At 56.3% G+C, this 15,035-nt stretch carries 12 protein-coding genes; 4 read left to right on the forward strand and 8 right to left on the reverse strand.

Annotated elements, in window-relative coordinates; all coding sequences use genetic code 11:
* Nucleotides 1–151: 151 nt before the first annotated feature.
* Together CFN46_RS15725 and CFN46_RS15730 are read right to left on the reverse strand one after the other, a co-directional pair.
* On the reverse strand, nt 152–1,444 hold the full coding sequence (locus tag CFN46_RS15725; protein WP_088744145.1) for an O-acetylhomoserine aminocarboxypropyltransferase/cysteine synthase family protein: 1,293 nt from the start codon (nt 1,442–1,444) through the stop codon (nt 152–154).
* A gap of 174 nt (nt 1,445–1,618) precedes the next feature.
* Nucleotides 1,619–2,623, reverse strand: coding sequence for an AraC family transcriptional regulator (locus tag CFN46_RS15730; protein ID WP_088744111.1), 1,005 nt, complete (start codon nt 2,621–2,623; stop codon nt 1,619–1,621).
* Between the two features lie 135 nt (nt 2,624–2,758).
* Here CFN46_RS15730 and CFN46_RS15735 point away from each other — a divergent pair, with 135 nt between their 5' ends.
* Both CFN46_RS15735 and CFN46_RS15740 read left to right on the forward strand, forming a co-directional pair.
* Nucleotides 2,759–4,930 (forward strand): TonB-dependent siderophore receptor, encoded by a 2,172-nt coding sequence (locus CFN46_RS15735; protein ID WP_254918520.1) that lies wholly within the window; start codon nt 2,759–2,761, stop codon nt 4,928–4,930.
* Nucleotides 4,931–5,019: 89 nt separating this feature from the next.
* On the forward strand, nt 5,020–5,910 hold the full coding sequence (locus CFN46_RS15740; protein ID WP_176426507.1) for an alpha/beta hydrolase: 891 nt from the start codon (nt 5,020–5,022) through the stop codon (nt 5,908–5,910).
* A 142-nt stretch (nt 5,911–6,052) separates the two neighbouring features.
* Here the strand turns inward: CFN46_RS15740 and madM are convergent, their stop codons facing one another.
* The 4 genes from madM to CFN46_RS15760 all read right to left on the reverse strand — a co-directional run bounded on the left by madM (nt 6,053) and on the right by CFN46_RS15760 (nt 10,653).
* Nucleotides 6,053–6,814: a malonate transporter subunit MadM gene (gene madM / locus CFN46_RS15745; RefSeq protein ID WP_024953415.1), complete on the reverse strand. Its 762-nt coding sequence runs from the start codon at nt 6,812–6,814 to the stop codon at nt 6,053–6,055.
* Nucleotides 6,815–6,826: 12 nt separating this feature from the next.
* The gene (gene madL / locus CFN46_RS15750; protein WP_088744113.1) at nt 6,827–7,312 is read right to left on the reverse strand and encodes a malonate transporter subunit MadL; all 486 of its coding nucleotides are present in this window, start codon (nt 7,310–7,312) and stop codon (nt 6,827–6,829) included.
* Between the two features lie 260 nt (nt 7,313–7,572).
* Nucleotides 7,573–9,117, reverse strand: a complete 1,545-nt coding sequence (locus tag CFN46_RS15755) for a malonyl-CoA synthase (protein WP_088744114.1) — start codon at nt 9,115–9,117, stop codon at nt 7,573–7,575.
* 75 nt (nt 9,118–9,192) lie between these two features.
* On the reverse strand, nt 9,193–10,653 hold the full coding sequence (locus CFN46_RS15760) for a malonyl-CoA decarboxylase (protein ID WP_254918521.1): 1,461 nt from the start codon (nt 10,651–10,653) through the stop codon (nt 9,193–9,195).
* Between the two features lie 414 nt (nt 10,654–11,067).
* Here CFN46_RS15760 and CFN46_RS15765 point away from each other — a divergent pair, with 414 nt between their 5' ends.
* The gene (locus CFN46_RS15765; protein ID WP_024953419.1) at nt 11,068–11,733 is read left to right on the forward strand and encodes a GntR family transcriptional regulator; all 666 of its coding nucleotides are present in this window, start codon (nt 11,068–11,070) and stop codon (nt 11,731–11,733) included.
* Between the two features lie 660 nt (nt 11,734–12,393).
* Here the strand turns inward: CFN46_RS15765 and CFN46_RS15775 are convergent.
* Nucleotides 12,394–12,801: a hypothetical protein gene (locus CFN46_RS15775; protein WP_088744115.1), complete on the reverse strand. Its 408-nt coding sequence runs from the start codon at nt 12,799–12,801 to the stop codon at nt 12,394–12,396.
* A gap of 316 nt (nt 12,802–13,117) precedes the next feature.
* On the opposite strand from CFN46_RS15775, the gene CFN46_RS15780 reads away from it, so the two are divergent.
* Nucleotides 13,118–14,248 (forward strand): hypothetical protein, encoded by a 1,131-nt coding sequence (locus CFN46_RS15780; RefSeq protein WP_088744116.1) that lies wholly within the window; start codon nt 13,118–13,120, stop codon nt 14,246–14,248.
* 407 nt (nt 14,249–14,655) lie between these two features.
* Here CFN46_RS15780 and CFN46_RS17660 read toward each other — a convergent pair whose 3' ends face one another.
* Nucleotides 14,656–15,030 carry a glutaredoxin family protein gene (locus CFN46_RS17660; protein ID WP_217897847.1) on the reverse strand — a complete coding sequence of 125 codons (375 nt, stop codon included), beginning with the start codon at nt 15,028–15,030 and terminating at the stop codon, nt 14,656–14,658.
* Nucleotides 15,031–15,035: the final 5 nt, after the last annotated feature.

Below are 15,035 nucleotides of genomic sequence, written 5' to 3' on the forward strand. Positions count from 1 at the left end.
TGTATCCATTTGTCCTTGATTCGTCCATGGTTTATTAAATGTTCTAAGTATGTAGCCCCCAATTATACTCAATCATATCTTAGTGGCTTATGTTAGGGACTTGCTTGTTAAAATTAATATTTTTAATTTTAACAATGGACTAAGAAATGGTTTACGCCACCGCCTTGTCCAGTGCCTGGCTGACATCGGCGATGATGTCGTCGATATGCTCGATCCCCACCGAGATGCGAATCAGGTCCGCCGAGACACCGGCCATGGCGAGTTCTTCCTCGTTGAGCTGGCGGTGGGTGGTGGAGGCCGGGTGGCAGGCCAGCGACTTGGCATCGCCGATATTGACCAGGCGCAGAATCATCTGCAGCGCATCGATGAACTTGCCGCCGGCGATCTTGCCTGCCTCAGCATCCGCGGCCTTGATGCCGAAGCTGACGATGCCAGAAGCCTTGCCGCCGGTAATCTTCTGGCAGGTGGCATGGAAGGGGCTATTGGGCAGTGCGCCGTAGTTGACCCAGCTGACGCTCGGATGCTGCTGAAGGTATTCGGCCAGCGCGAGCGCATTGCTGCAGTGGCGCTCCATGCGCAGGGCGAGTGTCTCCAGTCCCTGCAGCAGCAGGAAGGCACTGTGCGGGGCGAGCGCGGCGCCGGTATTGCGCAGCGGCACCACGCGACAGCGACCGATATAGGCGGCCGGGCCGAAGGCTTCGGTGTAGACGACGCCGTGGTAGGAGGGGTCCGGCTCGTTGAGGATCGGGAAGCGCTCCTTGTGGGCGACCCAGTCGAACTTGCCGGAGTCGATGATGATGCCGCCCACGGTGGTGCCGTGGCCGCCGATGTACTTGGTCAGCGAGTGGATCACGATGTCGGCACCGTGATCGAAGGCACGACACAGCACTGGCGTGGCGACGGTGTTGTCGACGATCAGCGGCACACCATGCCTGTGGGCGATCTCGGCCAGACGCTCGAGATCGACGATGTTGCCGGCAGGGTTGCCGATGGACTCGCAGAACACGGCGCGGGTCCTGTCATCGATCAGTGCTTCGAGTGCGGCGAAGTCATCAAAGGCCGCCATGCGCACCTCGACCCCCTGACGCGGCAGGCTGTGGGCGAACAGGTTGTAGGTGCCGCCATATAGCTGGCTGGTACTGACGATGTTGTCGCCGACCTGAGCCAATGCCTGAATGGCGTAGGTGATGGCTGCCATGCCAGAGGCCACGGCCAATGCCGCGATGCCACCTTCCACCGCCGCCATGCGCTGTTCCAGCACGTCATTGGTCGGGTTCATGATGCGGGTGTAGATATTGCCCGGCACCTTGAGATCGAACAGATCCGCGCCGTGCTGGGTGTCATCGAAGGTATAGGAGGTGGTCTGGTAGATCGGCACCGCCGCCGCCTTGGTGGTGGCTTCCGAGGTATAACCGTGATGCAGGGCGAGCGATTCCAGCTTCATGTTGTCGACTGACATGGCAATGTCCTTGTGCGAGAGCGTGGCGAAGATCTTGTTGTGTGGTGCGGTTTGATTCGAGCCGTGTGCCGTTCAGGTGCTACCGCAACCGGCAGGCATGGCGCAGGCCGTGATGCCGCTCAACATTAGCAACGGGGCATCTCCAGGTCCATGCGTCGTTCACACCGTCACGACAGGCCGCTGGCTGGGCGGCACGCCGAACTGGCGGCGAAAGGCGGTGGCGAAATTGGCCGCGCTGCGATACCCCGCCATCTCGGCGGCAGACTCCACCGTGACATTGCGGTCCTGCAACAGGTGCGCCGCGCGGAGCAACTGCCGCCGCCTCAGGTCCCGCGACATGGTCTGGCCGTAGGCGTCGCGATAGCGGCGCTGCAACTGGCGCACGCTCATGCCCAGCCGGGCGGCGATCTCCGCCTGACTCAGATAGGCCACTTCCCCGCTGGAGATCCAGTCCTCGAGCCTCGCCTGCCACTCTGACGTGTCCTGCAGGCTGCGCTGTGCGCTGTCATCCGCCTGGGGCGGTCTGGCCGCCAGGCACTCGCTGATCACCTCAAGCGCCACTGACTCGATGCCGAGTCTAAGCGCCAGCGTTCCCGGCCGTTGGCGACTGAATTCCTCCAAGCGCTCGATCAGACGCGCAGATGGCTGCCAATGGTAATGCGCCAGATGCCGCGCCTCGGGCATCACCTCGCTGGCGCTTGAAACCCCCAGATGCCACGTCAGCCACGCCGGCGTCAGCGTCAGGATGGCGCTGTGCTCATAAGCCCCCTTGGGGCTTTGCAGCCGGAATTCGGTGGGCTCATCGAGGGCGATGCACAGCGCTCGTCCCGGCTTCAGCGCATGGTGCTGTGGCCCGAAACTGACCTTTGGCTCCCCACGCCACACCACGGCGATCTTGAGGGACGGCTCGATGCGGGAGCGAATCATCAGATCCGCCCGCTTGCGGATGCGGTTGAGGCGCATGAACAGGCCTGGCTGCACTTCCTGCAGCTGCATGTTGCCGATCAGCGCGCCATCGGCTGACTGGCCCTCGGCGGGCTGGCATTGGTGGTCGCTGGTCAGCGCCCGCGCCATGCGGTGCACGTGATCGAGCTCGATGATCCGGTGGCGTGCGCCTGCCGAGGTGTGAGAGCTGGGGAGGCCGGGAGGGGGAGTAAGGCTCATCTTGTCGCACCTGCAAACATCAGGGAGGGTCCCGCAAAGGTTTTTGTCGTCATGGAGTGCCAAAATGCCCCGTCAGTCACACAGATGCAAATAATTATCATTAGTAGCAATAGCCAGGTGAGCCAAGGGGACACGATGAAGAAGGTGACGGTATGGGGACGCGGTCTGTGCGGGGCAGGCACGCGTCGCTTGATGGTCGGGGCGGGGGTGGTGCTGGTCAGCCTGCCGGCACAGGCGGAAGACGCGACGATGGTGCTGGATACCCAGCGGGTGACGGGCCTGCGTCTGTATGACATGGCGTCCAGTGAGCAGAGCGGCGGCTACAGCGTTGACGCTGCCACGGTGGGCTCGAAGGTGCCGGCCTCGCTGCGCGACATTCCGCAGTCGGTAAGCGTGGTGACCCATGACGCCATCGAGGACCAGAACTTCATCACCCTGGATCAGCTGGCGGCACGTACGCCGGGTGTGCGGGTGCTGAACAATGACAGCGGTCGTTCGTCGATCTTCGCGCGTGGCTATGAATATGATGCCTACAGCATCGATGGGCTGTCCGCTCCGATGTCGAGTCTGACGGGCTCGGTGCCATCCTTGACCGCCATCGACCGGGTCGAGGTCATGCGTGGGCCATCGGGTCTGTTCAACAGCACCAGTGAGCTGGGTGGCGTCATCAATCTGGTGCGCAAGCGCCCGACCGATACCTTTCAGGGCGCTATCAGCGGCAGTGTCGGTACGCTGGAAGACCGAAGCGTCAGTGTCGATCTCTCCGGGCCCATCGATGAGCAGGGCCGTATCCGCGGACGCCTGGTGACCCGCTCCACCGAGCAGGCGCAATGGGTGGATGACAACGACAACACGCTGAATGATTTCTATGGCGCGCTGGATGTCGACCTCGACGAGAATACCGAGCTGTCACTGGGGGTGATCCACAACACCAAGGACATCACCGTCAATCAGGGTCAGCCGGTCGATGGTGACAACAACTTCAGCTATGGCCGCCGTTCGGCATTCTACGGCGCAGACTGGAACAGCTTCGAGAGTGATGCCACCGATGTGATCGCCGAGCTGACCCACCGCTTCAGCTCACGCGGCTATGGCCGACTGGCGGCGCGTTACAGTGATCGCAATGCGGATTACGAATACGCCTACAGCGGCTCGGCACTGAGCGATACCGGCGACTTGAGCAGTGTCGCGGGCTATGCCGGTTTCACCGATGAGACCTCGGTGACCGTGGATGCCAGCTACACCCAGGGCTTCGATGCCTTCGGTAACCAGAACGAATTCGTGGTCGGGGTCGATTACAAGACATCGGAATCGGATACCACCGCGGCGCGCACCAGCAACCTGACCGGCTCCAGCGCCAGCATCAGCGAGCTGAACAGCCTGGCCTATGTCGACATACTCGGCAATGCCCGTGATGGCGTGAGCGGCTACAGCCTGTCGCGCACCGAGACCACCCTGGAAGAGCAGGGCCTGTACGGCAAGGTGACACTGCGTCCCGTGGCACCGCTGGCGGTGATACTGGGCGCGCGCGTCAGTCAGTTCTCGGCCGAGACCGAAGACAAGCTCAATGGCGGCAGCAGCGACATGCAGGACACCGCCGTCACGCCCTACGGCGGACTCGTCTATGACCTGGACGCCGACCACTCTCTCTATGCCAGCTACTCCAGAGTCTTCGAGCCACAGACCCGCGAAGGCGAGGATGGGGACCTGATCGATCCGCGCGAAGGCGAGCAATACGAGATCGGGATCAAGGGCAGCTATCTGGATGGCGCACTGAATGCGCGTATCAGTGGCTTCCAGCTGACCGATAGCCACCGCGCTGCCTCCTCGACCGACGGTAGCGTCAGTTATTCGGTGGATTCCGGCAAGATGCGCATCACCGGTGCGGAGCTTGAGCTGGCCGGCAACATCACGCCGCAATGGGATGTCATCTTCGGCTACACCTACATGGACTCCGAGGTGCTGGAGGCCGGCAGCTCCGATGCACTGCTGATGCTGATGCCCAACAACATGGTCAATCTGTGGACCCAGTATCGCTTCGAGGGCAACCTGCTGGATGGCGTGTCCGTCGGTGCCGGCATGACGGCGCTGAGCGATTTCGAAAGCACCCAGGGCACCATCCAGGCACCGGGCTATGCCGTGTTCGATGCCATGCTGGGCTATCAGTTCACGCCGAAACTCAGTGGCCAGCTCAACGTCTACAACCTGTTCGATCGTGAATATTATGTGCGCGCCGGTTCCGCCAGTGTCTTCAACTTCGTGGGACGTCCGGCCAGCGCCGTTGCCACCATGAAGTATGAGTTCTGAACATGAGAATCGGATTGCGAGTGCGCACGCGGTTATTCCCACGGCCATTTACACGTCTCTTCACAAGAGTACAGGCATGGGGACTCATCATGCTGACATCCGGCGCTGTCAGTCTGCCGGCCTTTGCCATGACTCACGCTGCTGACAATGACGCGCTGCCAGGCACCACGACCTCCTTCACCCAGCATTCCAGCACCACGGGGCAGGAGTATCTGATTCAGGTAGCGTTACCCAAGGTCGCCCCCCCGCAAGGAGGCTACCCAGTGCTGATGGTACTGGATGGCAATCGCCACCTGGATCTGTTCACGGCAGCGCGCGACATATTGGGACGCCGTGGCTTTGACAAGGCGCCGTCAGACCTCGCCATCGTCGCGGTCGGTTATGCGGGGAGTGACGGTCGCGGCCCTGACAGAGCCTTTATCTCAACAGCACGCTTCAAGGATTTTACGCCACCGCTCACCACCGGCACGGCGCCAGAGGGTACCGGCGGTGGCGAGGATTTCCTCGCCTATCTGACCCAGGCTCTGCCGCCTGAACTGGCCTCACGCTATCCGCTCGATCTTGAGCGGCCTGCGCTGGTCGGCCACTCACTCGGCGGCCTGTTCGCGCTCCATGCCCAGCAGAAGGCACCCGAGGCCTTCGGGGCCATCTTCGCGATCAGCCCTTCACTGTGGTGGCTGCAGGAGAATGACCAGGCCAGCTGGCCGCTGCGTCTTGCCTGCTCCGAGGCGGCGGGCCCGGTGTACATAGCCGCTGGCGGACGTGAGCAATCGCCGCAGCCCAGGCGACAGGACCCTGAGCGTGACAGGCTGCGTGTCCAGCGCGCGATGATCGACAACGCACATGAGCATGCACGCCATCTTCGCGAGCACTGTCCGCAGGCAGCCGTCCAGTGGCGGCTGTTCGAGGGCGAAGACCACGGCAGCGTGATGTGGCCCGCCGCGCGGGCAGTGATGGAGCGATTGTTGAGGCCACGCTGATCGCGGATGCATGAGCTGAACAACGTAAGCAGTGAAATGGAGTAGAGAGTGAAAGCAAACGGCGGCATCAGCATGGGACATTCTTCGTCCTGGCTGATGCCGCCGTCGTTTTGCTTCAGGGCTGCTTGTGTCAGAGCAGCGCTTACATCACCGCACGTACCGCGAGGAACAACACTGTCGGGGCGAGCAGGATGCCCAGGCCGGTGTAGAAGGTGGCCGTCATCGCGCCGTAGGGCACCAGGCGGGCGTCGGTAGCGGCAAGGCCAGCGGCCACGCCACTGGTGGTGCCGATCAACCCGCCGAAGATCATCGCGGAGCGCGGATTGTCGAGCCCGATCAGGCGCGCCGTCATTGGCGTGGCGACCATGGTCAGGATCGACTTCACCAGGCCTGCCGCGATGGAGAGTGCGACCACTTCGGAGCTTGCGCCCAACGTGGCACCGGTGACCGGGCCAACGATGTAGGTGACAGCGCCCGCACCGATGGTGGTGATATCGACAGGATCGGTATAACCAAAGGCGATGGCGACACCCGCACCGGCGATGAAGGAGATCAGTACCCCGACGAACAGCGCGATGACACCTCTGAAACCTGTCTGGCGAATCTCTTTCAGGTTGACACCGTAGGCGGTGGCAATGATCGCGAGATCACGCAGCATGCCGCCGCCCATCAGGCCGAGACCCGAGAAGAGCGTGACGTCCGAGAGACCCTTGCTGCCGCCAGTGCTGATGCCACCGACATAGGCCAGTATCAGGCCGAGGATGATGGCAATGGCCGAGCCGTGCAGCTTGCCGCGCGTCAGGTTGTTACTGATCCAGTAGGCCACGTACATGGCCAGGCCGATGACGGCGAAGGCGGCAACCAGATGATATTTATCGAACAGGTGGACGATGGAATCGATCATGATGCTGCCTCCTTACTGGCGATGGGTGGGTGTGGTGTTGGTGGCCGGTGTCGCGTGACGGCTGCGGTCCAATACTGCCGCGCCGGTCGTGACGGAGGTCTTGGTAGGCGTATAGCCATCATCTGCCGCGTCATCGAGCGCGGTTTCAGGACGCTTGCCCGTCAGGATAGGGACCAGTGCGAGACCAAGTGCCACGGCGAGCACACCCGCTACCAACGCGACCATGCCACCGCTGAAGGCAGCAGCCACGTTCTGGCTGGCGGCCATCGCGACCACTATCGGAATGTACATCGCATTCCAGAAGTTGATGCCGCTGGAGGTACTGTCGGCCATCTTGCCGCGCTCTTTCAGCACGCCAGTGATGAAGATAAGCAGCAGCATGGCGATGCCGACACCGCCGAGATTTGAATCGATATTGAGAATTTCTCCGAGCATGTCACCGATCACGAGACCGGCCATCATGCACCCTGCGAGCAGGGCAACTCCGTAAATCACCATGGCATGGATACCTTCATTGTTGTTGTGATTATGTGTGGCGTTAGTGGGTGTTGCGTAAGCCGAATGCGGCGTAGGACATGTGGCGTTTTTTGAGTGTTGCGAATCAAACGTAAATTGGAAGTCAGGTAGATGTGGCAGTGGACTGGCATCACCGGCATGGCAAAGTGGACGAATTCGCCATGCCGGTGGGCGCTGTGATGCGTATCGGGTCAAGTCGGATCGATCAGTACAGATCAACTCTGCTCAGACCAGCTCAGCCCTCAAGCGCTGACGGATTTTTCGGGACTGAACAGGCCTGCGTAGTCATCGCGCAGCTGTTTCTTCTGTACCTTGCCCATCACGTTGCGTGGCAGGCTATCAATGAAGAAGAGGCGCTTGGGCTGCTTGTAGCGCGCCAGATTGTCCTGCAAGGCCGCCAGAATGCTGGCTTCACTGGCCTTGTCTTGCTGGCCTGGCTGCATCACGACCACCGCGCAGACAGCTTCACCGAAATCAGGGTGTGCGATGCCGAACACGGCGGATTCATTGACGCCAGGCAGGTCATCGATCAGCAGCTCGACTTCTTTCGGATAGATGTTGTAGCCACCGGAGATGATCAAGTCCTTGTCGCGGCCCACGATGTTGACGTAGCCATCGGCATCGATCAGGGCAAGATCACCGGTGATGAAGTAGCCGTCTTTGCGGAATTCTTCGGCAGTCTTTTCCGGCATGTTCCAGTAACCAACGAAGACGTTGGGTCCCTTGACCTCAAGCAAGCCTGTCTCGCCCTGCGGTAGTGTCGCGCCACTTTCGCGGTCCGTGATGCGCACTTCAGTCCCCGGCAATGCCATGCCGACCGTGCCGGGGCGACGTTCGCCGTCGTAGGGATTGGAGGTATTCATGTTGGTCTCGGTCATCCCGTAGCGTTCGAGAATCGCATGGCCGGTGCGTGCACTGAATTCGCTGTGTGTCTCGCTGAGCAGCGGTGCGGAACCGGAGACGAACAGGCGCATGTTGGCGGTCGTTTCGCGATTGAGGCGTTCAGAGCCGAGCAGGCGCGTATAGAAAGTGGGCACACCCATCAGTACGGTCGCGTCAGGCATCAGGTCAAGAATCTGATCAGCATCGAATTTGGGCAGGAAGGTCATTGAGGCACCGACCGTCAGCACGATGTTGCAGGCCACAAACAAGCCGTGGGTATGGAAGAGGGGCAGCGCGTGGATCAGGTGGTCATCATTCGTGAAGCGCCAGGTCTTGGCCAGTGCGAGGCAGTTGGAGGCCAGGTTGTCATGGCTGAGCATCGCGCCCTTGGAGCGTCCCGTGGTGCCGGAGGTATAGAGGATGGCGGCGAGATCATCGCCACTGCGAGGTTCGACAGCCGCGCTGATCTCGGCCGTCGCCACCTTCGTCATCAGGCTGCCATCATTGGCATCACCCAGGCTCTCGACGCAGGCCACGCCACATTCGCTGGCAAGCTGTCGGGCGGTGTCCAGTACGGCAGGCTGGCAGACATACAGATGCGGCTGGGCATCGCTCAGGAAGTAGCGAATCTCTTCGCCGGTGTAGGCGGTATTCAGCGGCAGGTAGACCGCGCCGACCTGCAGACTGGCCAGATACAGCAGTACGGCTTCACAGCTTTTATCGACCTGAACGGCGATGCGGTCGCCCGGCGAGACACCCAACTCACGAAGTACCGTCGCCATGCGACCCGCTGCCTGACGTGCCTGATCAAAGGTGTAGCTGCGGGCGCCGGGCGTGCTCATGAAGGGGGCATCGGCACGTTGCGTGAAATTGACGGCGAACTGCTGATAAAGGTTCTGGTTCATGACGTCTTCCTGGTATTGGCGTGTTGTTATTGGTGTAAACCGTTGGCGTTTGATCGATCACTAGTCGTCTATTGATCAGCTGGTCTGAGAGCGTTCGTCGGATCTTTCGTCAGAAGCCTCCAACTCGCGGGCACTCGGTTTGGCATCTTTCTTCGCGATACGCTTGGTATCTTTCTCCACTGCTCGCTTGTCTTTTTCGACGTTGCTCGCCCCTTGCTTGGCCTCTTTCTTGACCTCGTTGCTGCACGCCACGGTGTCATTACGACTGAACGCTTCGTGGTTCTGCTCGATGCGATCAGGCTCGTAGAGGTAGTTGACCATCAGGCCATGCGCCTGTTTCAAGCCATTGGCAGAGGTGTCGCCGGGCCAGTTGATGCGATGCAGACTGGCGCCGTTGCCGAGGTGGAAGCGCGCGACCGGATTCAGCGGCTGACCGCTGCGATGTTTGATGTTGACCAGATAATGCGCGGCCAGTGAGCGTAGCTCCGGCGCGATCTTCTGCTGGGCAGTCTCGTCGCTAGTCCAATCATCACTCTCGAGTTGTTCGGCCAGTGCATCCGAGACAGATAGCCCCTCTTCCTCGCGCGCCTGACTGAGCCACTGGCTGAAGCCGGGCACTGGCGAGAGAGTGACGAAACGATTGAGATTGGGCAGCTCGCGTTGTAGCTCCTGCACTACCTGCTTGATCAGGAAGTTGCCGAAGGAAATTCCCTTCAGGCCCGCCTGACAGTTGCTGATGCTATAGAAGACGGCAGTATCGGCTTCGCGCTCGGTGGTCTGACCGCTATTGGCGAGCAGATGCTGGATGTTGTTGGGCACGCCCTTGCACAGCGCCACCTCGACGAAGATCAGCGGCTCATCGCCGATGGCCGGGTGGAAGAAGGCGTAGCAGCGGCGGTCTTCCGGGTCGAGGCGTCCTCGCAGGTCGCTCCAATCCTGAATGGCATGCACGGCCTCGTAGCGGATGATCTTTTCAAGCACGGCAGCAGGCGTGTTCCAGTCGATGGCTTCCAGCATCAGGAAGCCACGATTGAACCAGGAGCCGAACAGGTGCGCGAAATCAGCATCCAGCGGTTTGAGTTCGGGGTGCGCCTTGATGACCTTGAGCAGATCAGCCCGCATGCGCACGATTTCATAGGTGCCACCCGGACACAGGTTAAGGCGACGAAGCAGTGACTGTCGCTTGGGTTCGCAGGCCGCGAATAACGTCTCGAGGCAGGCATTGTCCGGTGACTCGCGGTACTCGGCATAGGCCGCGTGAATGGCCTCCGGGTTGGCGGCGTAGTCATCGGCCAGCAGCTGGAAGAAGGCGTAACGCTCCTCATCATCCAGTGCCTGATAATCCTCGAGGGCGCGTTGCGCAATCATGATGCGCGAGGCTTCACCGCTGCTCTCGGTCAGGCGATGGCAGTTGTCGGTCAGGCGTGCGAGTCGATTCTCGTTGCCATTCTGACTCGGCGGCAGGCCCACCTGATGACGGGCGCGATTGCCGACATGCGTGAGCAGGTCTTGCAGGAAACTGAGATTGATGTTCACGGCGTATCCTCTTGGTGCACATGGCTAGAGCAGCAACGAAGCGAGATGGAACCCGCTAACCCATCAATAGCACACGGCACTGGCGGCGGAATTGGATTCAGAGTCTCAGGGGGCATTTGCAGTCTTGTACCTGAGAGCTGATATATCTTGTCCCGTCTTGTTGTATACAACAGATAGGCGTCTGGTGTGTTACTGTCAAGTCAGTTGCTGCCGAACACGACCAAAGTTACCTTGTCGTCATGGGCCAGACGTTCTGGTTCAAATGTCACGGTTCAGGTGTCATGAGCTAGACGTCATGCGATAGCGAGATGGCAAGATAGAGAAAGACGGCCATCGGAATGGCCAGACGTGATGACCAGGGGCGCTGGTCACAGGGATAGCCGGAAGGTATGGCGCCGTAAAAGGACTCCGCTGATGATCAAGATGTCTCATGCTCAACGCCTGCGCGATCTGCTGGAAGACGCCATCGTCGAAGGGCGCTTTCCACCAGGCACCAAGCTTGACCCCGAAGCGCTGGGCCGCGAGTACCAGTGTTCACGCACGCCGATTCGCGAGGCGCTCCAGCAGCTGGCGGCCTCCGGCATGGTGAAGGTCGTGCCCAAGCGCGGCACCTTCGTCACGCAATTGGGGATTTCAGAGCTGGTCGAACGCTTTGAAGTCATGGCAGAACTGGAGGCCATGTGTGGCCGTCTTGCCGCGCGGCGTATCACCTCGCAAGAGTTGAGCGAGCTGAAAACCGCCCATGCCGCCTGCCGCGAGCGGCTGGAAGCCGACGACGCCAATGGTTACTACTACGAGAATGGCTGCTTTCATCACTGCCTCTACCGTGCCAGCCACAACGCCTTTCTGACGGAAGAAGCCACGCGCCTGCACGCGATCCTCAAGCCATATCGCCGCTTGCAGCTGCACGTGCGCCACCGCATGCACAGCTCCTTCGTGGAGCACGAAGCCATCGTCGCCGCCATTGAAACGGGCGATGCGGCGGCCGCTGAACAGGCACTGAAAGACCACGTGCATATTCAGGGGGAAAGGTTCACGGATCTGGTCGCTAATATTGAGAGGTTACATGAATCAGCTTGATGTAAATAATAGACCATTTATGAATGTTTATATTATCTCGAATTACTCATGAGAATATTTATGTAATGAAGAGATATTTACATCGTGATATTTCAAGATTAACGTTAGTGGCCAATATTGTGTGTATGGATTGTCAGTAAAATGCTGTACTCTGCGTCTGGTAGTAGATAGGAGGTTTATAGGAATTTATACGATGTGTTGATTTAACATGTGGATCATATGCCATTAATTAGGTGATTTCTATGTTACGAATGGCAATGATTTCCGTCTCTGCACTGGTGCTTTCTGCTTGTACTGCAGGGCCATCGGGCCTGCATCAGGCTACGCTAGAGGTTGACATCCAGAATGTCGCACCTGGCGGTAAATACCGGAATCTAGGCCCGATAACAGCTAGGCATGGACGGGGGTGTGGCCTGTTTGGGTCTCAAGGGAATTATGAAGGTGCTGTCATTATACTGAGGGAGAAGGCGGTCGCGCGTGGGGGGAATTACGTTCAAATCGTCAAGCAGCAAGATGAGTACATGAGTGATCTCTGCCTGGATCGAGCGTACATCATCGATGGCTTCGCCTATAAAACCTCTGAATGACTGCCGGTGAAATACCCCCATCCGCCTGAGTCTCAGCGCGAAGTGAGTCTCAGCGTGAAGAAGGGCACCTCAATCACTGACTTGCGCTAACAGTTTGGCGTGCCTTGTAGAGGCGATGAAGTGTTAACGCGAACATCACCACCATCAACTCGATTGCCACTGTCAGGCCAAGTGTCATCACTAGCCCTGATGTTGTGCTTGTCTCCAGCCAGCGTGGCCCGACCAGTATCAGTTTGAGCAGCGGCAGCACGCCTTGCAGGTACGCCGGAGCGAAGTAGATAGCGGGATTTCTGATTTTGATGGTCACGAGCAACGCACCAATCATGACCACCATCGACGCCAACTCCACCGGATGGCTTCTCAGTATCGACAGCCACGATTCACCTGCCACTGCCAATTCTATGCCACCCTCGGCGTAGCATCCCGCCGATACCAAGGTGGCGGATAGCAATACTGCAACGCCAATGCTCCATTTCTTCATGTTGATCTCATTCCCTGATGATCACGATGGTTAGTATTGCTTGGCTGATACTAGCGGCCCCCCATTCGATGGCCAAGCCGTCGCTGCCGCTAGACATGACGATCATTATGACATTCAAATAGCCAGCTGAGGGGCTTGATCTCATTATTCTAATGAATAGTTGCAGCGAGGCTGATCTAGTGCTTTCTTGAAAGCAATCATGAGTATTGCACGCCATCCTCGAGCTATACTGGGAAAGTATATTTTAGAATTTTATTTTTATGAATATTTGTCTTTATTTCATGAGTGGGTTGACTGAAATATTTAGGGAGATGTGATGAGTGATGAATATAATGAATTTTTTATTAAAAATATAAATTTAAATAATGCATATAGGGATTTGGCTGACTCTTTAAAAAATATATCTTTGCCAAATGATATGATCGATATGCTTTCGCGTCTTGATAGAACATTTGATCGTATCTCATCACTTGAAAATAACGATAACACTGACTTTGGGGACTTGGTGAAATATGCTAAAAATGCATCTATCTATGCTACTAATATTGGAGGCGACGTATTAAAGTTGAATAATATGCCGATTGCCGTGAAAGAAAAAGGAGAGGTGCTCGCCAATAACGCAGTGGAACTAAAAAAGCATATCGATACATTCAAGTTTGATTACAATAAAATCAATAATTCAAGTGGGTCTAAAGAATATGAGAATTACGAATTGAAGAATATGCCAAATAACATTGACAATAATTTCTTCAATAAATTTGGAGAAGATGTAAACGAAGCAAATAGAAAAGTAAGAGAGTTGAGCTCAAAGATTGACGATGCCTTAGCAGATCAAGAAAACAAGCTCAAAAATATATCTTTATCTGCGAGCTCACTTGATTCGAAAATTAACAACCAAATTAATAATGCTCAAGAGCTTTACGAATATAGTAAGAATTATTTGGAAGGAAAAAATCAAGAAGTTAATGCTTTGATTGAGATAATATCTGAGAAAAGTTTAGTTTCTGGATTTCAGAAAAGCGCTAGTTCTGAGCGATTTGCTGCAGAGACATTACGCGTTTTATCTGTTATTTTCATGACGTCAATGGTTGGTGTAGTAGGCTATTCTTTTTGGGAAACAGTTACTTCTACCTTTGATTGGCAGGTGTCGGTATTTAGGTTGCTATTAGTAACGGTGTTATCAATACCATCTGCATATCTTGCTAAAGAATCTGCTAAACATCGCGCTCAACAATACCTGTATCAGCAGACATCTCTAGAATTACAAGCGTTACCTTTGTATATTGCTAGTTTACCAGATGAATTTCAATATATTATCAAAGCTGATGCTGCTAGTAAGCTGTTTTCTGGGAAAAATAGTGGAAATAATTCTGAAGAAGCATTCCCAATTAATACTCAAGAATTGATGTTGAAACTATTAGAGGTTGTACAAAGTAAAAATAAATAGATGAAGGGTGTGTAAACTTGTATTAACGTCTATATTATTGCCGGATTTATAAGATTATCTGGATTGCTGAGCTACAGCGTTAATTGCCGTATTGATGGAATATGAATTACCATATATTTTGTCAATACAGCGAGCGGTAGACTGGGGTTGGCGACGAGTATTGAGATGTTACATGTAGGCACATTTATAATTGTTGTTATTTTACTTGTCATGTTGTTAAGTTATTTGATTAGTATTTATATCGGCCAAATATTTTTAACGCTCGGGGAGGTTTTATTAACAATGATTGGAATACTGATTTATAATAAAAAAGCTAACTAAAAACTTGGGCTACGAAATATGTAATTTAGTTTCATATTTTAAAGTGAGAGTTAAAATCAAATCCATGCCACTTGATGATGATATATTTATTCTTTATATAACTGATTGAAGCCTTTCACGCTGAACCCCTTCAAGAACTGATCGCCAATCTTCAGGACGGGCACACTGCGAAAGCCTGTCTTGGCGAATTCTTTCTGTCCCGCCGGTGATTTGACATCCACCAGGCGGAAGCCGATTTTCTGCTGCTCCAGATACTGCTTCGCTGTCTTGCAGTGCGGGCAGTTCGCCATGGTGAAGAGTGACACTCGTTTCATTGCTGTGCTCCCGTGTTGATCGATCCCGCGCGTTGTACGCACCTGGCCTGAGACGCTGGCGGGAAATGATACCAGCCGTCGCTTTCTCTCTACACCAGCACTTTCTACACCAGCACTTCCCGCATCAGCACATTCGACACCACGCATCCTGC

This window comes from Cobetia sp. QF-1 (assembly GCF_002213105.1).
GTDB lineage: Bacteria > Pseudomonadota > Gammaproteobacteria > Pseudomonadales > Halomonadaceae > Cobetia > Cobetia crustatorum.